The 25,239-nt window shown below is 72.1% G+C and carries 15 protein-coding genes; 5 read left to right on the top strand and 10 right to left on the bottom strand.

Features of this window, described 5'->3' with window-relative positions:
• Positions 1-81: 81 nt before the first annotated feature.
• The 4 genes from JIX56_RS40400 to JIX56_RS40385 all read right to left on the bottom strand — a co-directional run bounded on the left by JIX56_RS40400 (position 82) and on the right by JIX56_RS40385 (position 4,870).
• A complete protein-coding gene (locus JIX56_RS40400; protein ID WP_257548494.1) occupies positions 82-966 on the bottom strand; it encodes a hypothetical protein in 885 nt (294 codons plus the stop codon).
• Positions 963-3,131 carry a hypothetical protein gene (locus JIX56_RS40395; protein WP_257548493.1) on the bottom strand — a complete coding sequence of 723 codons (2,169 nt, stop codon included), beginning with the start codon at positions 3,129-3,131 and terminating at the stop codon, positions 963-965. Before JIX56_RS40395 ends, JIX56_RS40400 begins: the two co-directional genes overlap by 4 nt.
• A complete protein-coding gene (locus tag JIX56_RS40390) occupies positions 3,128-4,063 on the bottom strand; it encodes a hypothetical protein (protein WP_257548492.1) in 936 nt (311 codons plus the stop codon). Before JIX56_RS40390 ends, JIX56_RS40395 begins: the two co-directional genes overlap by 4 nt.
• 150 nt (positions 4,064-4,213) lie before the next feature.
• Positions 4,214-4,870: a Crp/Fnr family transcriptional regulator gene (locus tag JIX56_RS40385; protein WP_257548491.1), complete on the bottom strand. Its 657-nt coding sequence runs from the start codon at positions 4,868-4,870 to the stop codon at positions 4,214-4,216.
• 313 nt (positions 4,871-5,183) lie between these two features.
• Between JIX56_RS40385 and JIX56_RS40380 the strand changes: the two genes are divergently transcribed.
• Positions 5,184-6,428, top strand: a complete 1,245-nt coding sequence (locus JIX56_RS40380; protein WP_257548490.1) for a PP2C family protein-serine/threonine phosphatase — start codon at positions 5,184-5,186, stop codon at positions 6,426-6,428.
• A 37-nt stretch (positions 6,429-6,465) separates the two neighbouring features.
• Here JIX56_RS40380 and JIX56_RS40375 read toward each other — a convergent pair whose 3' ends face one another.
• The 5 genes from JIX56_RS40375 to JIX56_RS40355 all read right to left on the bottom strand — a co-directional run bounded on the left by JIX56_RS40375 (position 6,466) and on the right by JIX56_RS40355 (position 14,700).
• Positions 6,466-7,629 (bottom strand): substrate-binding domain-containing protein, encoded by a 1,164-nt coding sequence (locus JIX56_RS40375; RefSeq protein WP_257551395.1) that lies wholly within the window; start codon positions 7,627-7,629, stop codon positions 6,466-6,468.
• 68 nt (positions 7,630-7,697) lie between these two features.
• The gene (locus JIX56_RS40370) at positions 7,698-8,801 is read right to left on the bottom strand and encodes an ABC transporter permease (RefSeq protein WP_257548489.1); all 1,104 of its coding nucleotides are present in this window, start codon (positions 8,799-8,801) and stop codon (positions 7,698-7,700) included.
• Positions 8,798-10,345 (bottom strand): sugar ABC transporter ATP-binding protein, encoded by a 1,548-nt coding sequence (locus tag JIX56_RS40365; RefSeq protein WP_257548488.1) that lies wholly within the window; start codon positions 10,343-10,345, stop codon positions 8,798-8,800. Before JIX56_RS40365 ends, JIX56_RS40370 begins: the two co-directional genes overlap by 4 nt.
• A 156-nt stretch (positions 10,346-10,501) precedes the next feature.
• Positions 10,502-13,537 carry a SpoIIE family protein phosphatase gene (locus tag JIX56_RS40360; RefSeq protein WP_257548487.1) on the bottom strand — a complete coding sequence of 1,012 codons (3,036 nt, stop codon included), beginning with the start codon at positions 13,535-13,537 and terminating at the stop codon, positions 10,502-10,504.
• 191 nt (positions 13,538-13,728) lie between these two features.
• The gene (locus JIX56_RS40355) at positions 13,729-14,700 is read right to left on the bottom strand and encodes a cyclase family protein (RefSeq protein WP_257548486.1); all 972 of its coding nucleotides are present in this window, start codon (positions 14,698-14,700) and stop codon (positions 13,729-13,731) included.
• A gap of 262 nt (positions 14,701-14,962) precedes the next feature.
• Between JIX56_RS40355 and JIX56_RS40350 the strand changes: the two genes are divergently transcribed.
• Positions 14,963-18,043, top strand: coding sequence for a beta-N-acetylglucosaminidase domain-containing protein (locus JIX56_RS40350; RefSeq protein ID WP_257548485.1), 3,081 nt, complete (start codon positions 14,963-14,965; stop codon positions 18,041-18,043).
• On the opposite strand, the gene JIX56_RS40345 is transcribed toward JIX56_RS40350, so the two are convergent.
• Positions 18,044-18,838: an SIS domain-containing protein gene (locus JIX56_RS40345; RefSeq protein ID WP_257548484.1), complete on the bottom strand. Its 795-nt coding sequence runs from the start codon at positions 18,836-18,838 to the stop codon at positions 18,044-18,046. It abuts the gene before it with no gap.
• A gap of 170 nt (positions 18,839-19,008) precedes the next feature.
• Between JIX56_RS40345 and JIX56_RS40340 the strand changes: the two genes are divergently transcribed.
• The 3 genes from JIX56_RS40340 (at position 19,009) to JIX56_RS40330 (ending at position 25,217) form a co-directional block, all read left to right on the top strand.
• Complete coding sequence (locus JIX56_RS40340) at positions 19,009-19,893, top strand: MurR/RpiR family transcriptional regulator (RefSeq protein ID WP_257548483.1); 885 nt, start codon at positions 19,009-19,011, stop codon at positions 19,891-19,893.
• Positions 19,894-20,028: 135 nt separating this feature from the next.
• Entirely contained in the window at positions 20,029-24,393 is a 4,365-nt protein-coding gene (locus tag JIX56_RS40335; protein ID WP_257548482.1) for an NEW3 domain-containing protein, read from the top strand.
• Between the two features lie 215 nt (positions 24,394-24,608).
• Positions 24,609-25,217 carry a peptidyl-prolyl cis-trans isomerase gene (locus tag JIX56_RS40330; protein WP_257551394.1) on the top strand — a complete coding sequence of 203 codons (609 nt, stop codon included), beginning with the start codon at positions 24,609-24,611 and terminating at the stop codon, positions 25,215-25,217.
• Positions 25,218-25,239: the final 22 nt, after the last annotated feature.

Genomic DNA, 25,239 nt, shown 5'->3' with positions numbered 1-25,239 from the left:
CCGGCACACAAAGGGAAGGGCACGCTGCCCGAAGGCAGCGTGCCCGTTTCTCTATTCGAATGTCGAATGCGGTTTCTCCGATCAGATGGCAACACCGGGAACGTGACGTCCCAGCGCGGAGATGCGGTCACGCAGAAGGTAGGAGATCTCTTTCTTTTCCTGCTCGGACAGTGTTCCGAGCAAAGAGGCCAATTCTTCCTGCCAGTCGGAGCGCGGTGGGCTGAGCAGGTCCTGGTGGTCGACCGACCAGTCCAGCACCTGCCTCACCTGATCGGGGTGCCTGAGCAGCCAGAGCGCCGCCAGGGAGACCGGCCCGGAGTGGAGCGCCTGGCGGCAGAACTCGTACTCGCCGCGCCGGCTGGCCGTCCAGGAGTAGGAGACTCCTTCGTCGTCCGTCCGGCCGAGGAGGAGTTCCTCACCGGTCTCCCGAAGCCGTACGTCGAACACCCGGTAGCTCAAGCCCGTTTCCTCGACGCGCTGCGGCAGGCCGAGGTGCTGCATGATCTCCGGTGCCCCGAGCCCGTTGCCTGCCGTCGTCTGGGTGTCGGCCAGCCGACGCAGGGACCGGGTGAGATGGGTGCGGATCACATGCCAGCCGTGCAGGGTCTTCGTGCGCACGACGCGCACCGGATCGTGCACCCACCACGACACCCACAGATCCACCGATTCCGTGCCGTACACCGTGGGCAGGCCGACGGCACGGGTGTCCACGTGCTCGGTCATGTCCACACGAAAGACGTCGGTGTAGCTGCCGCCCAGCGCGGGTGCCGCGGCCTCGTCGGGGGCGGGCACATGTGCGCCGGAGTCGTCGGGGTCTCCACGGCGGCCGAGGACGTAATGGTCACCGGCGGCATCCCTGAGGACGAGGGACCAGTCCGTCGCTGCGGACCAGCGGTGACTGAGGATCTCCCGCCAGGGCGGTCTGGCCGTCCGGTGGTAGAGACGCTCGGCCGACTCGTCACTCATGCCGCCTCCCCTTGTTCGCCGCTCCGCCATCTGTCGAGCGCGGTCCGTGCGATGTCTCGACCCGCCCAGCCGTCGGTGTCTGCTTGGTCCATCTCGACGAAGAGCCGGAACTCGCCGTATCGCATGGAGCGAGCCAAAGCGGTGAACAGGTTCTCCACCGCGCGGAACAACGACGCGTCCCACCGTCCCCAGTCGGCCCACCGCAGCACGGCGGCGCAGGTCGCGTCGAACGAACTGTCCGCGTTCAGTGCCCGGCCGATCACTTCCGCGATGAGCCGCCCCTCGGCGGTCCCGTCGGCAAGGTGCTGCTGGAACCACTGCGGGGACTGCACCAACTGGCCGAACAGTGACAGAAGTTGTTCGGTGTCGGCCTGCTCCTCGCCCAGCCACCGCAGCAGGCGGTCGAACACGTTCTCCTCGTTGCCCGCCTGGAACAGATGCTGGACCGCCACCCGTACCGCCAGACGGACCCGGGCCTGTCCCTCGTCCTCCCGGTCGCGGGTCCGCACGCCACGAAGGAGGGTGCTGAGCAGCCGCAGGGCGGCATCGGGACGCGACAGCCCGAACTCCGCACCGCACGCGTAGGCCACCGTGGTCCTCAGCTGCGGGCTGACCGCCAGACTCCAGCGCTGAAGGCGATAGCGCACCTCCGCGACCAGTACGGGGTCCTCGGCCGCGATGCCGAGGGCATGCGCCGCGATGAGACGGCTGGTGGTGCGCTCGGACTCGGCGAGGGTCTGGACGTGGCGCAACGCCCGGCGTCCGCCTCCCCAGCTCGCCGCCATGCCCATGACCCGGCCCACCGGCTGGGTCAGTTCGCTGTCGCGATGCACCTCGCTCAGCCATCTGACGAGCAGGTCCGACAACTGCCCGTACTCACGCCATACATGCCTGAGCACGGCCTCCGCCTGACGGTGCCTGACGAAGACGACCGGTTCCACGGTGTGCGCGTAGTCACCTCCCGTGCGGATCTCACGGGTCTGACGGGTGGCGTGGACGGCGTGCAGCAGCTCCGTCAGAGAACGCCGGAAGACGAAGTCCGGGTTGGGGCGCTCGGCGGTCTCGGCGCCTTGGGAATCGGTCGCCGGCAGCACGGCCGTCAGACGCCCCTCGGAAAGCTCCAGCAGCCGGTCGGCCTCCTCCCTGACGATCCGGTGGTCCAGCCCTTCGTAGACGCAGACGGCCAGCAACAAGGACAGGGCGTCCGGGTCGTCGCGCAACTCGCCGACGAGTTCCGGTACTTCCTGCTCGACCCGGTGGCTCAGCCGAGCCCCGAGGTCGCCGAGAGCCTGCGCGTCGCCGTCGGCCGAGACGATGGCCGTGACCAGCTCGACCACCTCCGCCGGCACCAGCTCGGGGACCAGGAGTTCCCCCAGCTCATGGCGGTCCAGCGCGGCCAGCAGGCGCTCCCGCTCGCGCTGGTCCGGCACCACGGCTTCGAAGCGGCTGCCGAACACCGCGGAGGCCGGGGGTGGTTGGCAGGTGAGGGGACTGACGTGGAGGTCCTGTTCGAGGCGGCGCAGCAGGGCCGTGTCGTCGGGAAGGACGATCACCATGCGCGCCCCGGCGTCCTTCAGCAGGGAACGCACATGCCCGAGCACACCGGGCCCGAACGGCCGGGACGGGAACAGTCCGTCCACGAGGTAGCCGCGGGCCGAGGTGTCGGTGGGCCGCCAACGGTCCAGTTCGGTGACGCTGTCCAGGGCCCGCAGCGGGGCCCCGTCCCCGCAGTACGCGCGCAGCAGGTTGAGCGCCGCGGTGCGGCGGCCGGATCCCGGACGGCCGGCCAGGAAGAGCAGCCCTCCGTCCAGCTCCGCCAAGGCTGTCTCGAACCATTCGGGTTCCGCGAACCCGAATGCGGCGGCTCGTACCTCCGCCTCGGGGATCGGTCCCTCACGCACCCTGGCCGCCCGGGCCGTCCGCCGGTCGTCCGTCTGTCTGGTGTGCACACGTTGACCACCGTGGACCGAGCCGGCGTTGACGTTTCCGTACGGGGCGTACACGAACGGCCCCCGGGTACCGGTGGCTCCGCCCATGGCGTCGAGCAACTCGGAGACGTCGTGCTCCGGTTCGGTGCGCGGCGACTCGCCCTCGGGCGGGACATCGGGTGCCGGCCGCGGGGGGCCGGGCAGTTCGGGGGGTACCACCCCTCCGTCCGACGTCACGGTCGCCCCTGGTACTTGTCGCCGCGGACCTGGTCGCCCTGGAAACCGCGGACGTGATGGGCCTTGCTTCCTTCGACGTGGTCACCGGCGACGTGGTGGTTCGCCACGCTCTGGCCGCCGTGCACCGTGCCCGTGTTGATGTTGCCGTGGGGAGCGCTGTTCCTCACCCGCGGGCCCTGCGTCCCGGAGCTCTCCGGCGGACGGGCATCCTCCGGCACCCGGCTCCCGGCGGCCGGATCGGCGGGGGCGGCCAGGGCGGCCTCCTCGTACAGCGGCCCGGACGGCTGGGGTACGTAGATCCACGCCTGCTGGGCGAAAGGCTTGCCGTCGACCGTCGCGGCCACCTCCACGAAGTGGTCGGGGTGCCGCCCGGTGTACCCACTGGCGACGGCGTCCTCGTAGCAGCGCTGGGAGAGGATGGCGGCGAGGTGCGTGATGTTCTCCTTGTGCGAGGCGAGTACGGCCTTGACGGGGCGGGAGTCGAGGAGCCGGTGCGTGTCGTTGCGCGCCGTGCCGTTCCCGCTGAACTCGTCGCCGGTGTCCGGCAGCGGGCCGATGTGCAGGCTGGCTCGGAGCCTGATGGGTACGGCGCCGTAGGACAGGACGTTGTAGTCGGTGAGGACGTCCTGGAGGGTGAGCAGCAGGGGGTGGACCACGAAGGGCATCAGGGTGGGGTCGAAGCCGAAGACGTAGCCGTCGCCGGTCGAGGCGGGGAACTTGCGGTCGTTCCAGAGCTCTTCGAGTCCCGCCCTGTTCATGGCGGTCTTGAGGAGGTCGGGTACGGCACGGCTGATGGCCTCGTGCTCGATGGCCGGATGTCCCGTGAACCCCTTGGCGTCCACGGCCAGGATTCCCCGGTAGGCGGGCAGCGCACGGCTGCGGGTGTAAGGGCCCGCGCCGTCCTGGGCCGGTTCGCCGAAGAACTCGCGCATGTGTCACTCCTCCGTGAAGTCCCGTCCGGCCGTCAAGGGCCGGACGGTGCATGGGTGTTCGAGGTGCTGTGCCACCCGAAGCTTCACAGCGGGTTCGCGGACGCTCCGCTTCGCGAACGCGGACAACATGTGATGTGGGTCACGCGCCTGTCACTCGCCGGAGGACAGGCCGAGGGTCCTCCGCAGGGCTTCCACACCGGTCACCTGGATACGGTTCCTCGCGAACTCCACCTGCCCCGGGCCGAGCTGCGTCAGGGCCTTGCTGACGGTGTCGCGGCTCACTCCGATGTGCTGGGCGAGATCTTCCCTGGTGAGGGAGAACGAGCGCTCGCCACCGGAGACCTCGACCAGGCGGAGCAACGCCTTGGCCAGGCGTTCGTGCACGGCGCCGTCGAAGATTTCGGTCTGCTCGAGCAGCCGGCTGGACGCCAGCACGGCGAGTGGGTCCGCGAGCTGGTGATCGCACACGAAGCGGCGGAAGTCTTCCGCGGGGACCACAGATGCTTTGCATGTGCTCATAGTCCGCACGTCGGCCAGCCGCTCTCCCCCATGCTGGAGCGCCATCTCCCCCAAGATCTCCCCCGGCCCGCGGAAGGCGAGCAGCCGCTGTCGGCCGTCTCGGTCCGTACGGACCACTTTCACCATTCCACTGATCAGGACGAGCACATGGGTTCCGCGTGTCCCCTGCCTCAAGAGGGTCGTCGCCGACGGGTAGCACCAGGACGGGTAGCGGGTCAGCCCCGCCCACGCCTCGTTCGACACCAGATCCCGAAGGGATCGAACCGAGAAAGCGCGATCTTCGCTCATGCGATCACGTTAGGAGAGCCGGCTACCGAGCGGCCACGGAATGCAACATTCCGTAGTCGCGGCGATGCAATCGGGCCGAAACTGTTCCCCCTGGAGCTTCACTCTTTCGGTTCTGAGTCCTGATGCGGTCCCAGCGGGGGTCGCGGGTGCGTGGAAGGCGTTCGTGGCAGGTGGTGACGGGCTGTCGTAGGGCGTCCGGAGCAGCGGATCAAGGCTGCCTCGGTGCTGATATCCCGGCACTGTCGGGCCGTGCAGGGTGTTCACGCCTAAGGTGGAACGGCACAGTGACGCTCGGCGCCGAGGCAGGCTGGACATGAAGGAACCGCATATCGACTATGCGGAGGTCTTCCGGGCTCTGCCCGGCATGGTGGCGTTGCTCACCCCCGATCTGGTGTACGTCGACGCCAACGACGACTTCCTGCGTCTGGCCGGGCGCACCCGCGAGCAGTTGCTGGGCCGCTACATCTTCGACGTCTTCCCCGAGAACCCGAACGAACCGGCCGCGGCGGGCATGCGGGAGACCGAGGCGTCGATGCTCCGTACGGTGGCCACCGGCGAGCGCGACACGATGGCGCTGCTCCGCTACGACATCGAGGATCCGCAGCGGCCCGGGCACTGGCAGGAGCACTACTGGAGCCCGGTCAACGCGCCCGTCCTCGGCCCCGACGGGAAAGTGGCACTGATCGTGCACCGGGTGGAGGAGGTCACCGAACTCATCCGCGCCCGCGGCGGCCCTGGCGACGGCACCCCCGGCGGCGACAGCCGGGCCCGGGTGCTGGAGGCCGAGCTGTACACCCGCGCCCGCGAACTTCAGGAGGTCAACGAACGGCTGCGCACGGCGCACGCCCACGAACGCGAGGTGGCTCTTGCCCTGCAGGCGGCGATGCTGCCCTCGCCCGGCCCGACCGGGCCGCACGACGCGGCCGTACGGTACCGGCCGGCCATCGGCGCGCTGAACGTGTGCGGCGACTGGTACGACCTGGTCGGCCTGCCCAGCGAGGGTCTCGCGGTCGCCGTCGGCGATGTCGTCGGCCACGGTCTGGCGGCCGCCTGCGCCATGGGACAGCTGCGCAGTGCCCTGAGCGGCGCCACCCGCGTCGCCCACGGTCCGGCTCAGGCTCTGGAGGCCCTCGACCTGTACGCCCGCTCCGTCGAGGGCGCCGAGGCGACCACCGTCGTGACGACCTTCATCGACTGGGACAGCCACACCATCACCTACAGCTGCGCGGGCCACCCGCCGCCCGCCCTGGTGCACCCCGACGGCACCGTCACCTTCCTCGACAGCGCCACCGACCCTCCGCTCGCCGCCCGGCCCACCCACATGTCCCGCCCCGAGGCCCGCATCCCGTTCGTCGACGACGCCGCCCTGGTCCTGTACACCGACGGGCTGATCGAACGCCGTACCGAGGGCATCGACACCGGTCTGGCCCGTCTCGCCGACTCCCTCGCCCGCCATCGGAAGTACGACCCCGAGGCCCTGGCCGACGCTCTCCTGGCCGATCTCCTTCCGCCCTCCGGCACCACCGACGACACCGCGCTGATCGTCCTGCGCCTGTGACCCGCCCGCTCCGCGCCGACCTGGCCCGGCAGCCCTGTCACCTGCCCCAGATCTTCCGGTACCCCTCCCGGTAGCCCGACGGATCCCAGCTCGTGGCGGCGTCGCTGTTGTCGGCCGTACTGATGTGGACGGGGGCCACGTAGCCGCTGGCGGGGCGGTCGGAGAAGGCGCGGTTGAACTCGTCGACGATCTGCCAGCCCTGCTGGGTGAGCGGTTCGGGGACGGTGGCCGACTGGTACTGCTCGCTGTTGATGCGCTGGAAGGCGGAGGGGTCGCCGTCCCCGGCGCCGATGTTGAAGGGCGGCCCCGAACCGTCCTTGCCGGCCGCGCGGAAGGCCGCGGCGGCGTCGGCGAAGTACAGGTCGTTGATGGCGACGGAGTGCGTCCACCGGTCCTGGAAGCGGGAGAGCAGTGAGGAGACCTCGCGGGGCGTGCGGCTGCTCGCGTCGGCGATCGGGATGTTCTCGTACGACAGGAGTCGCACGCCCGAGCAGGTGGCGAGTTCTTCTCTGATCAGGTCGGACTTGTTCTTGGCGAAGGGGATCGAGGCGTCGGTGAAGATCACGACTCCGGCGGTGCCGTTCGAGGTCGAGATGACCCATTGCGCGCTGATCGTGGCGACGTCCTCGACCTGGGTGGTGACGTTGGTGAAGAGCTCGGGTTGCCGGCTGGGGCCGGGTGCGGCGACCGCGTGCCAGCCGATGAGCGGGATGCCCGCTTCATCGGCCCGTGCGACCTGCTGCGAGGTCGCGTTGGGGTCGAACCCGCCGATGACGATGCCCGAGGGCCTGAGGGCCACGGCCTCGCTCATCGCCGCCTGGATGCCGGCGGGGGTACCGCCGCCGTCGATCACCCGGACGGTCCAGCCGATGACCCGCGCGGCTTCCCGGACCCCTTCGGCGGCGCCGGCGACTCCGGGATTGGTCATGGTCTGGGCGACGTAGACGATGGTCTTGTCGGTCACCGCCGTGGGGCCGGTGGTCGGGCCGTTCCAGGGGACGTCGGTCCGCTCCGCCCGGCCGACGGCGGCCTCGGCCCCGGCCTGGGCCGCGGGGCAGCCGCTCGGGCCCGACGCGGGGTCGTCCGGGCTCTTCGATGATCCGCGTTCGCAGGCGGCGAGCAGGACGGTGGCGGTCAGCAGAGCGGTCGCCGCGTACCGGGCCTTGCGCGCGCCGGGGGCGGCCTTGCGGTGGTGGTGCACGGAAGACTCCTCGCGGAGGGACGAGCGGGAGAACGCGCCGGGCACGGCGGCGGTGCGCACGGCTCGGATCACGGAGTGCCGCCCTTCGTGCCACCGCCCGACGGCGGCTCCGGCGTGGTGGCGGGCGCGTCGCGGGCCGCGAGGACGCCGGTGCGTACCCGGCGGCGGGCGGCGTATCCGGCCAGGCCGACGGCGAGGAGCAGGGTGCCGCCGTGGAACAGCGGGACCGTCCAGAAGTCGGCGCCCATCTGGGCGATGCCGGTGAGCCCGACGGCGAGGACGGCGACGGCGACGAGGGTGCCCATGGCGTTGGGGCGGCCGGGTCTGATCGCGGTGGAGCCGAGGAGAGCACCGACGAAGGCCGGCAGCAGGTAGTCGAGGCCGACGCTCGGATTGCCGAGCTGCTGCTGGGCCGCGAGCAGTACTCCGGCGCAGCCGACGATCAGGCCCGACGCGGCGAAGGCGCAGACGATGTAGGTGCGGACCGGGATGCCGACGAGGTCGGCAGCGCGCGGGTTGGACCCGACGACGTACAGGTACCGGCCGATCGGCAGCCGCTCCAGCACCAGCCAGAGGGCGACCGCGAGCGCCAGCACGTAGAACGCGGGAACGGGGAGGCCGAGGAACGTGGAGGTGTAGAGGTCGGTGAAGGCGGCCGGCAGGCCGTCCGGGCCGGGGACGATCCGGCCGCCGTCGGTGATCCAGCCGGTCACGGCGTACATCATGCTGCCGGTCCCGAGTGTGGCGATGAAGGAGTCGATGCGGCCGAACTCGACGATGACACCGTTGAGGACGCCCACGACCGTCCCTCCGACGATCACGGTGAGACAGGCGAGCGGCCAGGGCCAGCCCGCGTCGACGACGAGGTACAGCACCATGACGTGCGCCAGGCCGAGGCCGTAGCCGATGGAGAGGTCGAAGGCGCCGGTCACGATGGGGACCATGGCGGCGAGTGCGAGGACGGCCGGGATCGACTGCGTGGAGAGGATCGAGTCGACGGTGTCCCGGGTGGGGAAGGTGCGCGGCAGGGCGATGGAGAAGATCAGTACGAGCAGGGCGGTGAGCGCCAGGAGGCCGTAGGCGCCGATGAGGTGCCCGCCCGGGGCGCCACGCGGGCCGGGCCGGTTCGGCGGGCCCGGTCGGCGCGAGCGTGGGGAGGGCGGGGCGGTCACGGGTTCGTCGCGGTGCCGGAGGGGGGCATGGCCGAAGCCGCCCGGGTCAGTCCCGCGACCGTGAGGGCCGGGCCGCTCAGCTCGGCGGTCACGGATCCGCGGACGAAGACCAGGGCGCGCCCGCACACTCCCGCGACCTCCTCGAAGTCGGTGGAGCTGAGGAGGACCGCGAGGCCGTGGGCCAGCGCCTCGTCGAGCAGGCGGTGGATGGCGGCCTTGGCTCCGACGTCGACGCTCGCCGTCGGTTCCTCCAGGATCAGCAGGCGCAGTCCGCTCCGGAGCCAGCGGCCGATCATGACCTTCTGCTGGTTTCCGCCGGACAGGGTGGCGATGGCGGCCTCGCTGTCGCGGGGCCGGACCGAGAACCGGTCGATCAGGGCGATCGCCTCGGCGCGTTCGCGGCGGGGTCCGATCCAGCGTGGCGGTGGCCCGTCCCCGGCGTGGGGGTTGGGCAGGAGGTTCTCCCGTACGGTCAGCTCGGCGAGGCAGCCTTCGCGCTGTCGGTCGCCGGGTACGAAGGCGACACCGCGTGCGACGGCGTCGGCGACCGTACGGGGGTGGTACGGGCGGCCGTCCAGCAGCACCCGTCCCCCGAGGAGCGGTCGGGACCCCGCGAGGGCCCGGCCGAGGTCCATGTGTCCGGCGCCCGAGAGGCCGACCAGGCCGAGGGCTTCCCCGGCTCTCAGCTCCAGGTCGACCGGTCCGGCGCCGGAGGTCCGTACGGCGTCGAGCGTCAGGACCGCCGAGCCGTCGGCGCGGGCCGTGGCGGGGCGCCGGCCGGCCGGTTCCTCGCCGGTGATGTCACGGACCAGACGGACGGGGCTGTGGCCCGCCGTCGAGCCGTGGCTGACGAGGCGGCCGTCACGCAGGACGGCGAAGGTGTCGGCGACCTCGTACACCTCGTCCAGGCGGTGGCTGACGTAGAGGATGCCGTGGCCCCGGTCCCGCAGGGCGTGCAGGACGCGGAACAGTCGGGCGCAGTCGGCGGCGGGGAGCCGGGCGGTCGGTTCGTCGAGGACGATGAGCTTCGCCCGTGCCGCCAGGGCCCGGGCGATGGCGACCAGGGACCGCTCGGCGGGGTCGAGGTGGGCGATCGGCGCGTCGGGGTCGAGACGGCCGCCGACGATCTCCAGTGCCTCGGTGCAGCGCTCCCGGGTGCGCCGCCAGGAGATCAGGCCGGCGCGGCGCGCGTATCCGGTGCTCAAAGCGATGTTCTCGGCGACCGTCATCCACTCCACGAGACCGAGGTCCTGGTGGATGAAGGACATGCTGCGGGAGGCGGCGTGGCTTCCGAGGGGGTGTCCGTCCACCGTGATCCGGCCCGAGTCGGCGTGGTGGACGCCGGCGAGGATCTTGATGAGCGTGGACTTTCCGGCTCCGTTGGGGCCGAGGAGCGCGAGGACGCTGCCGGCGTGGACGTCGAGGTCGACCCCGGCCAGTGCGAGGGTCCCGCCGAACCGTTTGGCGAGACCGCGGACGCGGACCAGCGGTTCCGCCCCGCTGGGCGGGGCCGGCTGCGCAGAGGTGTCGTGAGCGTCGTGCACGGACAGCTCCGGGGGTCGGCCTGACGGGTTCTTCCCGACGTGCGTGCGATACGTCAGCGATAGTAGCCGCACATATCACCACATTTACGGCATTTACCCGCACGCCCGCCCGTTGTGACCCCAACGGATCAGTGGGCCGCCCGGGTGCCGATCACGTCAGCCGGCGTCGAGTCCGCACTCGGCCCAGATGACCTTGCCCTCCGGGGTGTAGCGCGTGCCCCAGCTCTGGGAGAGCTGCGCGACGAGGAACAGGCCGCGGCCGCCCTCGTCGGTGGTGGCCGCCCGGCGCAGATGCGGGGCGGTGTCGCTGGTGTCGGCGACCTCGCAGATCAGGGAGCGGTCGTGGAGGAGCCGTACGCGGATGGGCCCGGCGCCGTGGCGGACGGCGTTGGTGACCAGTTCGCTGAGCATCAGCTCGGCGGCGAACGCCGCCTCGTCGAGGCCCCAGTCGGCCAGTTGCCGCAGGGCGGCGGCGCGGACCTCGCTGACGCGAGCCGGGTCGGCGGGCAGCTCCCAGGTGGCGATCCGTTGTGGGTCGAAGGCGTGGGTGCGGGCGACGAGCAGGGCGATGTCGTCGCCGGGGTGGGCGGGCGCCACGGTGTCCAGGACCACCCGGCAGGTCTCCTCCGGGGTGCGCTCGGGGTGGGCCAGGGCCGCGCGCAACTGGTCGAGGACCACGTCGACGTCGCGTTCGCGGTCCTCGATGAGCCCGTCGGTGTAGAGGACCAGCTGGCTGCCGTCGCCGAGGTGGAACTCCGCGGCTTCGAAGGGCAGTCCCCCGAGGCCGAGCGGAGGCCCGGCGGGCAGCTCGGGGAACGACACGGTGCCGTCGGGGTCGACCAGGGCGGGCGGCGGGTGGCCCGCGCGGGCCATGGTGCACAGCTGCGAGGTCGGGTCGTAGACGGCGTAGAGACAGGTCGCGCCGATGATGCCGCCGCCGTCGGAGACGGGATCCTCCCGGTCCAGTCGGCCCACGAGGTTGTCGAGGTGGGTGAGGACCTCGTCCGGCGGGAAGTCGAGCTCGGCGAAGCTGCGTGCGGCCGTGCGGACGCGGCCCATCGTCGCGGCGGAGAGCAGGCCGTGGCCGACGACATCACCGACGAAGAGGCCGATACGGCTTCCGGAGAGCGGGATGACGTCGTACCAGTCGCCGCCGATGTCGGATTCGGCGGGCAGATAGCGATGAGCGACCTCGACGGAGTCCTGGTCGGGCAGGCCCTGCGGGAGCAGGCTGCGCTGCAGGGCCAGGACCATGGTGCGTTCGCGCGTGTAGCGCCGGGCGTTGTCGATGGACAGGGCGGCGCGGTGGGCGAGTTCCTGGGCCAGTGAGCGGTCGTCGTCCCCGAAGGGGGCGGGGTCCTGTGCGCGGTAGAAGGCGGCGACGCCCAGGACGACACCCCGGGCGACCAGGGGCACGGCGATGAGGGAGTGGACGTGGCTCAGCAGCCGTTCGGTGTGCTCGGGGTCCTGCGCGAGCCAGGGCGCGGCCGTCTTCAGGTCCGGTTCCAGCACCGCCTCCCCGCTGGTCAGACAGCGCAGCTGGGGCGCGGTCGGGCCGTAGTCGACCTGCTTGCCGACCGGGCTGAAGGGGAGGTCGTCGCGGATGCCGTGGACCACCGTGCGGCGCAGGTCGCTGCGCGGGTCGGCGGCCTCCTCGCCGCGCAGTACGGGCTCGGCCAGGTCGATGGTGATGAAGTCGGCGATGCGTGGGACCGCCGTCTCGGCGAGTTCCCGCGCGGTGCGGCGCACGTCCAGGGTGGTTCCGATACGGACGCTGGCCTCGGAGAGCAGCTCCAGACGGCGGCGCGCGGCGAGGGCGTAGCTGCCGACATGGGGCTCCCCCACCATCACGAGACCTCTCGTGGGGGTCGAGGAACCGAGGCGGTCGTCCGGCGGGCCGCCGGCCGTGGTCGTGATGCCGTCGGCGGTGAGGCTGTCGGCCGTGGTGAGTCCGGCCGTGGCGCCGTCAGCGGTGAGGCCGCCGGTCGTGACGCCTTCGCCGGTGAGGCTGTCGGCCGTGGTGCCGTCACCGGTGAGGCTGTCGGCCGTGGTGCCGTCGACGCCCACCGTGATCCTGCCGGGTGCGGTGTCGCGCGGGTGACCGGGGGCCGGGACGGAGGAGAGGGGGCCGGGCGCCACGACCAGGGGGACGCCCGCGAAGCGTCGGGCGACCGGGGTGTCGCCGGGCTCGGCGGGTTCCGCGGGCGCGACGGGGAAGCTCAGCGCCTCCTCGACCTGGGGCGGGACGGCAAGGGACTCGCGTGCCGAACGGCCGGGAAGGACGGCCTCGACGGCGATGCCCTCCACTCCGGAGGCGCTGGTCATCGGGCGGCTCACAAGCGTGACCCGTCGGCCGTCCGTCAGGGGCACCTCGACGGCGGCCCGCTGCGCGCGGGAGATCAGCTCGGCGGCCTTCTCCAGGAGGGTGGCCCGGTCGCCGGGGCGCAGCCCGAGGGCCAGTTCGCCCACTCCGACGCTGTGGTGCGGGCCCGCGTCGGCCTCACTGCGGGCGTCCAGGTAAGCCCGGAGGAGGGAGCGCTCACGTACGGAGCTCTGCCCCAGCAGCCGCCGTTCGATGGCCGCGGCGGCCTTGAGTATCACGGTGGACAGCGCCGGGTCCTCGAAGGTGCGCGGATATCCGAAGCACAGGACGCCCTCGATACGGCCGCTGAGCGGGTCGCGTACGGGAAGCGCGCGGCAGGCGCTGGCCTGGGAGCGTTCGGCGAAGTGCTCGGCGCCGTAGACCCGGATGAGCTGCCGTTCGGCCAGGGCGAGCCCGATGCCGTTGGTTCCGGCGAACCGCTCGGCGAACACGAACCCCGGGACGGTCTGGATCGCCGGGAGGCCTCTGGCCAGCGACGCCTCGCCGAAACGGCGCAGGACAACCGTGCCGTTCGCGTCGGCGACGGAGATGTTGATCGCGCTGCCGGCGAATCTGGACTGCAGCCGGTCGAGCACCGGCACGGCCGCGCGGGCGATCCGGCCGTCCCGGTCGAAGTCGTCCCGGAAAGGGAGGTCGGACTGGTCCGGCGAGAGCCCCAGGGACCGGCAGCGCTGCCAGGAGTTCAGGATCGAGGCGCGCACGCCCGTCTCCAGCGGCTCACCCTGCAGAAACCGCTCACGGAAAAGGGTGGGGCCCGTGCCGTCTGTCGCACGTCCCGTGAGTACCGGCTCGTCGTCGGACCGCACCACACTGGCCTCACTCGCGCCCTGGACAATCCGCTTATCGGAAATATCTGGCATTGACGAGGATACGGGCATCAGTAACGCGAGTCACGGTTCGCACGATTCCTCACGCGCGATGACCACGCGGGGTGACCACGCGGGGTGACCACGCGCGATGCACGCGGGGTGACCACGCGCGATGACCGATCGGGACCGCGTCACAGGACCGCGACCGGATTGACGGGCGAGCCCGTCCCGCCCGGAACGTTCAGCGGAGCCACGACCAGCAGAAACTCGTACCGCCCCGCCTCGGCGGTCGCGTCGGCCAGCGCCTCCAGGTCGAGGTTGTCGAGCAGCGGCACACCCATCGCGGCCACGGCCAGGGCGTGGACCGGCGAGTGCACGCCCTCGACGGGCGAGGGCCGTACATCGCTGTCCCCGTCTCCGCCGAGCAGCGCGATACCGCGTTCGGCCAGCAGCGGTACGGCGTCGACATGGAACCCCGCGCTCGCCGCGTCGGGGTCCCAGGCGCCGAGCTCCTTGCGGCGGCGGACGTGTCCGGAGCGCAGCAGTACCGCGTCGCCCTCGCCGACCGTCACACCGAGCGCCTGCTCCGCCGCGACGACATCGCGGGCGTGCACCGCCTGCCCCGGCTCCAGCCAGCGGACGCCGAGGACGGCGGGGAGGTCGAGCAGCACCCCCCTGGTGACGAGGGGCCCGAGCTCCGACACCGCGCCGAACCGGGCCCCCGCGGCGTCGACGGCCTCGCGCGCCGCCCGGCCGTCGTAGAGCCGCCCCCGGTAGGCGATATGGCACAGGGCGTCGAGATGCGTGACGCCCTTGCCGTGGTAGTCGGCGGCGATGAAGTCCTTGTGGGTCGTGGGTTCCGGGCTCTCCACGTCCCCGAGATCGGTCATGTGATGCACGGCGGGCTTCCGGTTGTCCGGGCCGTGCCGGGTGTTCCAGGGCAGCGCCATCGGGACGACCACACCGGACCGCACTCCTGCCGTGGCCCGCCGCACATGCTCCACCTTCACCCGGTTCCAGGCGCCGCGGTCGGCCGGGTCCCAGCGCCCCCATGTACAGAGCACATCGAAGAGCGCGTCGAACTCCCGACGGGAGACCGCGGGGCCGTTGCCCGTACCGGGGGCCGGGCCGGGAGGCGGGGGATCGGCGGAATGCGAGCTCATCCGTACGCACCGTTCGGGGTCGACGCCGGGCCAGAGAGAGCGACGCCCGAAATGTACCTGATGACGGGGCATGCCACCTTGCGCCCGGCAGTGACATCCACGCCGACTCGACGAAAGAGGGCGGCTGCAGCCCCCTCGAACAACTCCTGCCCCAGGATGCGCTATTGAATGCTTGATTCAGCAGCCCTAGCCTCTTTCGATGGCTTCAATCACCTCTCTCCTCCCACGCCCCGAACACCCCCACAGACACCACAGACCCCACGTGCCCCGGCGCCTCCGCTGGGCCCTGCTCCTGGCCCTGAGCCTCACTCTCCCCTCCCTCCCGTCGGCCGCCGCCGCACCGTCGGCGCCGATGTCTCCGGCGATCCCCCAGGTGTGGCCGACGCCCCGGCACATCGAGGTCGGCGGGCGTCAACTCACCGTCCCCGACCGGGTGGTGGAGGTCGTCGGCCCTGGCACCGACCCCGCCGCCCGTCGCGTCGTCGAGACCGCGCTGCGCGACGCCGGAGCCGACCGGATCGTCACCGTCCCGGCCGGCGAGCGTCCGCCCACCGCCGGGCTCACCGTCTTCGTCGGTGGCCCCGGTGAAAACCCGGCCACCGAGGGCGCGTTGAAGCGCCTCGGCGTCACGTCACCCGCCGGGCTGCCGCCGGAGGGATACGTCCTGGCCTCCGGCCGCCACTCCGGCCGCGCCCTGCTCGCCCTCTCCGGCACCGACACCACCGGCACCTTCTACGCCGCCCAGACGCTCCGTCAGCTCCTCACCGGCGAACGCCTCCCCGAGGTGACCGTCCGCGACTGGCCCACGGCCAAGCTGCGCGGGGTCGTCGAGGGCTTCTACGGCACCCCGTGGACCCACGCCGAGCGGCTGAGCCAACTCGACTTCTACGGTCGCACCAAGCAGAACGTGTACGTCTACTCCCCCAAGGACGACCCGTATCTGCGGGAGCGCTGGCGCGACGCGTACCCGGCCGCCCAGCTGAACCAGCTGCGCGAACTCGTCGACCGGGCCGCCGCCCACCACGTCCGCTTCACCTACGCCCTCTCCCCCGGCCTGTCGGTGTGCTACTCCTCGGACGGCGACATCACCGCGCTGGTCCGCAAGTTCGCCTCGTTGTACGACATCGGTGTGCGCTCCTTCGCGATCCCGTTGGACGACATCAGCTACACGAAGTGGAACTGCCCGGCGGACGAGGAGAAGTTCGGCAGCGGGGGCGGGGCCGCCGGTGCCGCGCAGGCGCATCTGCTGAACCGGGTCTGGGAGGAGTTCTCCGCCGACCGCACGGGGCTCGACCCGTTGGAGATGGTTCCCACCGAGTACTCCGACCTCGCCGACACCCCGTACAAGAAGGCGCTGCGTGAGCGGTTGGACCCGGAGGTGGTCGTCGAGTGGACCGGCGTCGGCGTGATCGCGCCGACGATCACCGCCGCGCAGGTGCGGCAGGCCCGCGAGGTCTACGGGCATCCCATCCTGGTCTGGGACAACTACCCGGTCAACGACTACGTCACCAGCCGTCTCCTGCTGGGCCCGTACACGGGCCGGGAGGCCGACGTGGCCCGTGAGTCCGTCGGCGTCATCGCCAACCCGATGGTCCAGGCCGAGGCGAGCAAGCTCGCCCTGTTCACTTCGGCGGACCATCTCTGGAACCCGGACGCCTACGACCCCCGGTCCGCCTTCCTCGCCTCCGTCCGCGACCTGGCGGGTACGGCCAAAGCTGCGAAATGGGTGCGGATCTTCGCCGAGAGCAACTACTCCTCCCAGCTCGACGCCACCGAGTCCCCGACGCTGACCAAGCTCATCGCCGCCTTCCGTAAGGCGTACGAGGAGGACAGCGGCCTCGACCGGGCGGCGGCCGTGCTGCGGTCCTACTTCACCGACATGGCCGCCACGCCCGCCCAGTTGCGGGCCCATCTCGCCAACCCCGGTTTCCTGAAGGAGACTTCGGCCTGGCTCGACAAGCTCGGCCGGTACGGCACGGCGGGCCGGACGGCCGTGGATCTGCTGCTCGCCAACAAGCGGGGCGACGCCGAGGCGGTCTCGGCGTACTGGACCGAGTTGAGGAGCGAACGCAAGGGACTCGACGCCATACCCGAGCAGGTCTCGCCGGGGGTGATGGACCAGTTCCTCTACACGACGATGCTGGAGAACGCCCCCGACCCCGGCGTCGACGCCTCCTTCGTCCCCGGCTCCCTCAGCCTGAAGCCCGGTGCCTCCGAGTCGGCGACCCTCAGCTTCTCGGACGAGGACGCCCGGACGGTCACCTGGAAGCTCGACGTGCCGGACGGTGTCACCGCCTCGCCGACCGAGGGCACCGTCACCGTCCCGGCCGGGGGCAGCGCCTCGGCCACCGTCACCTTGACCGGTGTCACCGAGGGCGTTCACTCCGTCGTGGTGTCCGGCACCGGCATCCTCGACCGGGCGATCCCGGTCCAGGTCACCGACGGGGACGGCTCGTCGAGGGCTCTGACCGCCAACTTCAGTGGTGCCTCGGTCAGTTCGATCGACCTGTCCTCCGGGAAGAGCACGGACATCAGAGTCGGCGACAACCCCGGTGAGGTGGTCGTGAGCGCCGACGGCCGTACCGCCTACGCCGCGAACCAGGGCTCCCACACGGTCAGCGTCATCGACGTGGCGCGCGGCGCGGTCACCGCGACGGTCGCCGTGGGCCGCGTCCCCGCCGGGCTCGCGCTCACGCCGGACGGCGGCACGCTGTGGGTCGCCAACTACACGGACGGCACGGTCCAGCCGGTGGACACCGGCACGTTGCGGGCGGGGGCGACCGTCACGGTCGGGTCGGGGCCGGAGAACATGGCGATCACGCCGGACGGCCGCACGCTGTACGTGGCGAACATCCACGACAACACCGTCACACCGGTCGACCTCGACACCCGGAAGGCGGGGGCGGAGATCCCCGTCGGCCCCCGGCCCTTCAACGTCGTCGCCGCGCCGGACGGGAAGCGGGTCTATGTGTCCAACTCCGGTGGCTCGACGGTGACTCCGATCGACACGGCGACGAACGACACCGAGCCGACGCTTCTCGTCTCGGGCCAGGCGTACGGTCTCGGTCTGTCACCGGACGGGCGGACGCTGTGGGTGAGCCCCAGCACCGGGGACCACGTCACGCCCGTCGACACGGTGACCGGGTCCCCCGGCACGAAGATCACCGTCGGCAGGTCCGCCTTCGACGTCGGCCTGGACTGGAACGGCCGTACTGCCTACGTCACCACGGCCGACGGCAACAAGCTGGTGCCGGTCGACACCGCGTCCGGCACCGCCGGGGCACCGCTGACGACCGGCGCCTATCCGCTGGCGGTCGCGCTGGCCCCCGTACCCGTGGGGTGATCAGCTGGCGGTACGCCGGATCCGTCCGGCGTACCGCTTCTCCAGCTCCAGGTTGCCCTCGAAGCCGCCGGGCACATTGGCGGAGACATAGACCGGGGGGCGGTCGCCGGAGGCGAGGAGCTGGGCCGCCGCCTCGGCGACCGTCATCTGGACGAGCATGACGCCGGTCAGGGTGGACAGGGCGCAGACGGCGCCGCCGCCCGGCAGCTCCAGCAGCGCGTCGCCGCGCGGGGCCGCGTTGTCGAGGACGACGTCGGCGAGGTCGGCGAGCTTCTTGCCGCTGGGGTGGGTGGCGGGCACGGAGCTGGTGTGGGCGAGGGAGGTGAGGGCGAGGAGGCGGTGGCCGCGCTCCTTGGCGTGCAGGGCCATCTCGACGATGACGTTGTTGACGCCCGAGTTGGAGATGACGACGAAGAGGTCCTGGGGGCGGGGGTCGGCCAGTTCGTAGAGGCGGACCGCTATGCCGGGCTCGCGTTCGAGGAGCGGGTCGTCGAGACCGCTCGGGTGATCGCCGCCGTAGAGGACGAGGTCGGCCATCTGGATCCGGTTCGTGGGCACGAAGCCGCCCGCGCGGCCGGCGAGTTCGAGGACCATGGCCTGGGAGTGGCCGGTGCCGAAGGCCTGGACGACGCCGTCCTCGCGGACGCAGTCGGCGATCAGGGCGGCGGCGGCGCTCACGTCGGCGCGCGCGGACTCGGACTCGGTGAGGCGGTTCAGGACGGCCAGGCCCTCGCGCGCGAAGCGGTCGGCGCTCACCGGCTCGGTCACGGACTCATTGGCGGACTCGACGGACACCTGAAACTCCCCACTGGTGGATTGAACCACCCCATACACACCTATCAGTGAATCACTGAATCACAGGCCCGGCACCGAGAGCAATGGCGCAGTTCACCCCCGAGTGCGGGCGCAAAGCCCGGTCCTGGTATTCAGCCACTGCGTCAACGGGTGGCTGATACCTTCTCTGCATGCCCTCGACCGATGTCACCACCCTGATCCGCACCGAGTTGCCCCGGCTGGCCGGCTCCCTGCGGAAGGTCGGCGAGCTGATCCTGGAGGATCCGGCCGCCGTCACCCACTGCTCGGCCGCGGAGCTGGGCCGCCGCACCGGAACCTCCCAGGCCACGGTCACGCGGTTCTGCCGCGCCATCGGCCTCGACTCCTATCAGCATCTGCTGATCGAGCTGGCGCAGGAGCGGGGCCGGGGCGAGTCCTCCGAGTGGGGCAACACCGAGATCGGCCCGGACATCTCCCCCGACGACAGCCTGGAGCGGGTCGTCCAGGTCGTCGGCACCGCCGACCTGCGGGCCATCCAGCAGACCATCGACCGGATCGACCTGGACTCCGTCGAGCGCGCGGCCCAGGCAGTGGCCCGCGCCCGGCGCGTCGACGTGTACGGCGTCGGCGGCAGCGGCGCGGTCGCCCAGGAGACGGAGACCCGGCTGTTCCGCATCGGCTGCGCGGTGCGCGGCTGGACCGAGGTGCATGCGGCGACCACCTCCGCCGCCCTGCTGACCCCGGCGGATGTGGCGATCGGCATCTCCCACTCCGGCGCCACCCGGGAGACGATCGAGCCGTTCGAGCTGGCCAAGGAGCGCGGCGCCACCACCATCGCCCTCACCGCCGACCCGCGCTCACCGCTGGCCCGCGCCGCCGACGTACGGCTGATCTCCTCCTCGTCCGAGACCAGTTTCCGCACCGGCAGCATCGGCGCCCGTCACTCGGTGCTGATGCTGATCGACTGCCTCTACGTCCGCGTCGGCCAGCTCTCCTACCAGCGGGCGAGCGCCTCGCTGGCGTTGACCGACCACATCGCGGGGGCCCACGCGGTGAAGTCCCGGCGGGCCCGCTGAGCCAACGGGGTGCCGGACACCCACCGGCTCAGCCAGGATCTTGTATGGATGAATCAACCAATATTCCGATGCATGGTTGATTGAGCCATCCCGCGCTGCCAGGATGGGGCTCCGCCGAGCACTCGTAGGAGCCCCATGCGCGTCATCTCTGTCGAGTCGACCGAGCTTTTCGTCGGCACGGAGGACCAGCCGCATCAGGTGGTCGCCGTCGACATCGAGCACGATCCCGGCCGGCCGGTCCGGCTGAGCGTGGAGGGCCCGGGCGTGCGCGGCGTCGGGGAGAGCGCCGTCACCGTCGGCGAGGACGGGACCGTACGCGCCGAGATCCCCGTGGCCACCGACGGCCTCGCTCCCGGCGACCGCCGCGAGATCACCGTCACCGCCGTCGACGGGGACCAAGTGGCCCTGTGCAGCGCCGAGTTCACAGTCGCTGAGCCCGGCTGGACCATGTTCATGGTCAGCCATTTCCACTACGACCCCGTCTGGTGGAACACCCAGGCCGCGTACACCGAGACCTGGGACGTCGCCGACGACCCGGCCGTCACGGGCCTGCCCGCCCGGACCTTCGACTCGCGCGGGCAGAGCGGGATGAGCCTGGTGCGGGCCCACTGCGATCTGGCCCGGCGCGACCCGGCGTACACCTTCGTGCTCGCCGAGGTCGACTACCTCAAGCCCTACTGGGACGCCTTCCCCGAGGAGCGGGCGTTCCTGCGGCAGCTGATCCGCACCGGCCGGGTCGAGATCATGGGCGGCACCTACAACGAGCCCAACACCAACCTCACCGGCGCCGAGGCGACCGTACGCAACGCGCTGTACGGCGACGGCTTCCAGCGCGGGATCATCGGGGCCGCGCCGGAGACGGCCTGGCAGCTGGACGCGTTCGGGCACGACCCGCAGTTCCCGGGGCTGATGGCGGACGCGGGCGTCACGTCGAGTTCGTGGGCGCGCGGGCCGTTCCACCAGTGGGGGCCGACCCTGTCGGTGTTCGGCGAGGAGCCGCGCGATCCCCAACGGATGCAGTTCCCGGCGGAGTTCAGCTGGATCGCTCCCTCCGGGCGCGGGCTGCTGACCGCGTACATGGTGAACCACTACGGCGCCGGCTGGGCCATCGACAACGCGCCCACCCTGCCCGAGGCGGAGGCGGCCGCGCTCAAGCTCTTCCGGGGGCTGAAGAAGGTCGCGCTCACCCGCAACGTCCTGCTGCCGGTCGGCGGCGACTACGCACCGCCGTGCCGCTGGGTGATGGGCATCCACCGCGACTGGAACGAACGGTATGTCTGGCCCCGGTTCATCAGCGGCATCCCCCGGGACTTCTTCGCCGCCGTACGGGCCGAGCTGGAGCGGGAGGGGCGCACGGCGTCCCCGCAGACCCGGGACATGAACCCGGTGTACACCGGCAAGGACGTCTCCTACATCGACACCAAGCAGGCCCAGCGGTACGGCGAGGCGCTGCTCGCCGACGCCGAGGCCTGGGCGACCCTCGCCTCCCTCACCACCGGGCACACCTACCCGGACGCGGCCCTGGACAAGGCCTGGCGGCAGCTGATCTACGGCGCCCACCACGACGCCATCACCGGCTCGGAGTCCGACCAGGTCTACATCGACCTGCTCACCGGCTGGCGGGAGCTGCACGACCTGGCGGAGGAGGTGCACACCGACGCGACCCAGGCACTCGCCGACCGCGTCGTGCCCCTGCCGGGCGACGGCACCGACCTCGTCGTCTTCAACTCCGCGACCTGGCAGCGCGAGGACGTACTCACCGTCGCCGACCCCGGCCGGGTCCCGCTGGACCACACCGGGCTTCCGCTGCCGGCCGTGAGCGAGGACGGGGAACTGAAGGTCGTCGTGCCGCAGGTGCCCGGCATGGGCCTCAAGGCGCTCTCCCTGGCCGAGGGCGCGGTGGCCGGCTGGACGGCCGGTGAGGGAACGACGATCCGCAACGAGTTCTACGAGGTGACCGTCGACCCCGCACGAGGTGGCGGCGTCAGCAGTCTGCGGGCGCTCGCCGAAGCCGGAGCCGAGGGCGGTCGGGAGCTGCTGCGGCCCGGGGACATCGGCAACGAGCTGGTGGTGCAGGAGGAGTACCCGAGGCACCCGCGCTTCGGTGAGGGGCCCTGGCACCTCACCCCGACCGGCACCACCGCCGCCCGCAGTCGGGACGTCACCGCCGACATCGATGTCGAACACTCGTCCGCAGGCTCCCGTATCACCGTCCGCGCCGACCTGGGCCTCTTCCGCTACACCCAGCGGCTCACACTCTGGGCGGGCGTCGACCGGCTGGACGTGACGACGACCGTCGACGGCTACGACGGCGCCGACCGGCTGATCCGGGTGCGCTGGCCCTCGGACGTGCGCGGCGGGCTGCCGGTGCACGAGGTCGCGGACGCGGTGATCGGGCGCGGCTTCGGGTTCGTGGAGGTGGACAGCGAGCAGTTCCCGTGGACGCTGGACAACCCGGCCAACACCTGGTTCGGGCTCGGCTCCACGGCCCGTGTCGCCGTCCACGACGACACCGGCGCGCTGCTCGGGCACCGGTCCATCGGCGTCGCCGAGCTGATCTTCAGCGACTGGGACACCGCCGGCGAACTGGGCACCCCGCTCGCCGCGGCCCTGGTCCGCACGGGCGTCACGGCCACCTCGACGATCGCGGGCGGCCCCCGCTACGGCGATCTGGAGGTCGACTCCAACCTGCCCGACATCCGGATCGCCGTCGGCGGCCCGGAGCGCAACTCCCTGGTCGCCGAGGCCCTCGGCTGGGATCCGGCCGCCGCCCGTGAACTACGCCGCCGGCTGGCCGAGGACGGCCTGGCAGCGGTGTGGGTGGCCCCGCGTGCCTCGCTGCGCGAGGAGTGGGTGCCCGGCGCCGACCTGCGCGACCTGGAGCGGCTGCCGCTGCTCGTGGTCGCGGGCGCCCGCCCCGAGGACGACGCGAAGGCCGTCGACGCGTTGATCGCCGACCTGGACGACGCGACCGTACGGGCCACGGCGGCGGGCGGTGGCGAGGCGCTGCCGCCGGGCGACGCCTGGGACGGCCGTGGCTTCGCGATCCTCAACCGGGGCACCCCGGGCTGCGTCGTCACCTCCTCCGGCGACCTCTATATGTCGTTGATGCGCTCCTGCACGGGCTGGCCCTCCGGCATCTGGGTCGACCCGCCCCGCCGCACCGCCCCCGACGGCTCCGGCTTCCAGCTGCAACGCTGGTCCCACACCTTCGAGTACGCCGTCGTCGCGGGCGAGGGCGACTGGCGCGACCTGAGCTGGCCGCGCGCGGGGCATGCCTTCAACCATCCGCTGACGGCGCGGTTGCGGGAACCCGATCATCCGCTCACGGCACGGCTGCGGGAGCCCGCCGGGACACCGGCCGGCCTGCCGAGGACCGCCGCCCTGCTGTCGCTGGAGCCCGAGGGCCGGGTGCTGTTGGACGCGCTGAAGCCGGCCGGGTCGCCGCTGGCCCGTGGCGGTACGGCACCGGCGGATCCCGCGCGCGGGGTCGTCGTACGGGCGCACGAGGTGGACGGACGGCCGGTGCGGGCGCGGCTGACGGGCCCCTCGGCGTGGGCCGACGGCAACCGGGCGGACGTCCTGGAACGGCCCGGCGAACCTCTGGCCCCCGGCGCGGACGGCGCGTTGGAGCTGGACCTCACCGGGTTCGAGGTGGCCACCGTGCTGGCCTCGCCGGTCACCGCCGCTCAGGCCTCGCGGTCCGGCGGACCCACCGCGCACGCCTGGCCGTCGGACGGCCTCCCCGCCGGAGGCTCCGGTGTCGCCGCGCACGAGCCCGCCCAGCCCGTGCACACCCGGTACTGGCTGCACAACTCCGGCCCCGCGCCCCGGGGGAACATGCCCGTGGCCGTGTACCTCTCGCCGAGCGCGCTCACCGTCGACGGGCCGGTCACCGCGGCGGTCCGTGTCTCCTCCGAGCTGACCGACGCGCCGGTCTCGGGCACGGTCGCCCTGGAGGTGCCGCCCGGCTGGACCGCCGAGCCCGCCGACCTGCCCTACGCGCTCGGCCCCGGCGGCTTCTCGCTCACCGAGGTCACCGTGACGCCGCCGCCGGACCCGGTCCCCGGCCGGTACCGGCTCGCCGCACGGCTGGCGTACGGCGGGCAGACGTACGAGGACGTGGTCGCCCTGGACGTGCCCGGCGAGGCCGCGGAGGGCGTGCCCGACGGGCGGACCGGGCCCAGTCTCGTGATGGAGCTGGGCGTCGACCGGGTCGAGGTGCGCCGGGGTGAGCGGGTGCGGGTGCCGGTGCGCGTGCGGAACACGACGCGGGGGCCGGTGAGCGGGGCGCTGTGGGCGCTGTCGTCCTGGGGGACGTGGGCGGGCGTCGGACCCGGGCTCCAGGGATTCACCCTGGCCGCCGGGGAGAGCGCGGAGTGCCTGGTCGAGGTGGACGGCTCGGCGGTGCCACCGGGGTCGTACTGGCTGATGGCGAAGGCCGGCTGGCACGGCTGCGTGGCCTATTCGGAGGCGGTCGTCCTGGAGGTGACCCCATGAACGACCACACACCACCCGGCACCCACGCGGATCCGGGCAACCACACCGCCCCACCCGGAAACGCGCCACCCACCGGGCACGCCGAGCCGAGCGGACACTCCGCACCGCACGGCACCCCCACAGAACCGGGCAACCACGCCGCGCCACCCGGAAACGCGCCACCCACCGGACACGCCGCACCGCACGGCCACGCGGCTCCGGGCGGTTATGCCGCGCTGGTGGGTGGTGAGGCCGTCCGTAGGGACCGGGTCGACGCCGTGCTGGACGCTGTGCCCGCGCGGGACCGGGAGGCGCGGCCGGAGGGGCAGGCGCGGGCGGAGCGGCAGCGGAGGCGGTGGGCGACGCAGGTGGTGGTCGCGGACGAGCTGGCCCGGCGGGCCTGCGCCGCGCGCGGGCTCGCGCCGCCGCCCGAGGTGTCCCCGGCCCGTGGACTCGCGGTGTCCGGGGCCGAGGTCGCCGACCTGGGCAGCATCATCGCGGTGGCGCTCGTCCACTCCCCCGCCGCGCGCACCCTGCTGGCGGCGCTGGAGGCCGAGCAGAGGGTGCCGGAGAAGGCCGTACGGGGCTACTACGACCGCAATCCGGACCGTTTCCTCACCGCGGAGGCGCTGCGGCGCGGCGTCGACCCGTACGGCGAGGCGGGGCCCGGGGACTTCCTGCCGTACGACGACGTCCACGACGACCTGGTGCGGGAGCTGCGGCGGGCCATGGGCCGCCAGGCCTTCTTCGACTGGCTGGACCGGGCCCGCGCCGACGTGGAGTACGCGCCGGGGCACGAGCACCCGGGCGACCCGTCGCACCCCGACCACGAACACCGGCACTGAACACGCCGGAAACGCCCCGGAA

The sequence above is a fragment of the Streptomyces sp. CA-210063 genome, from assembly GCF_024612015.1.
Lineage (GTDB): Bacteria > Actinomycetota > Actinomycetes > Streptomycetales > Streptomycetaceae > Streptomyces.
The sequence above is the reverse complement of the archived record's forward strand: the minus strand, read 5'-3'. Positions and strand labels throughout refer to the sequence as shown.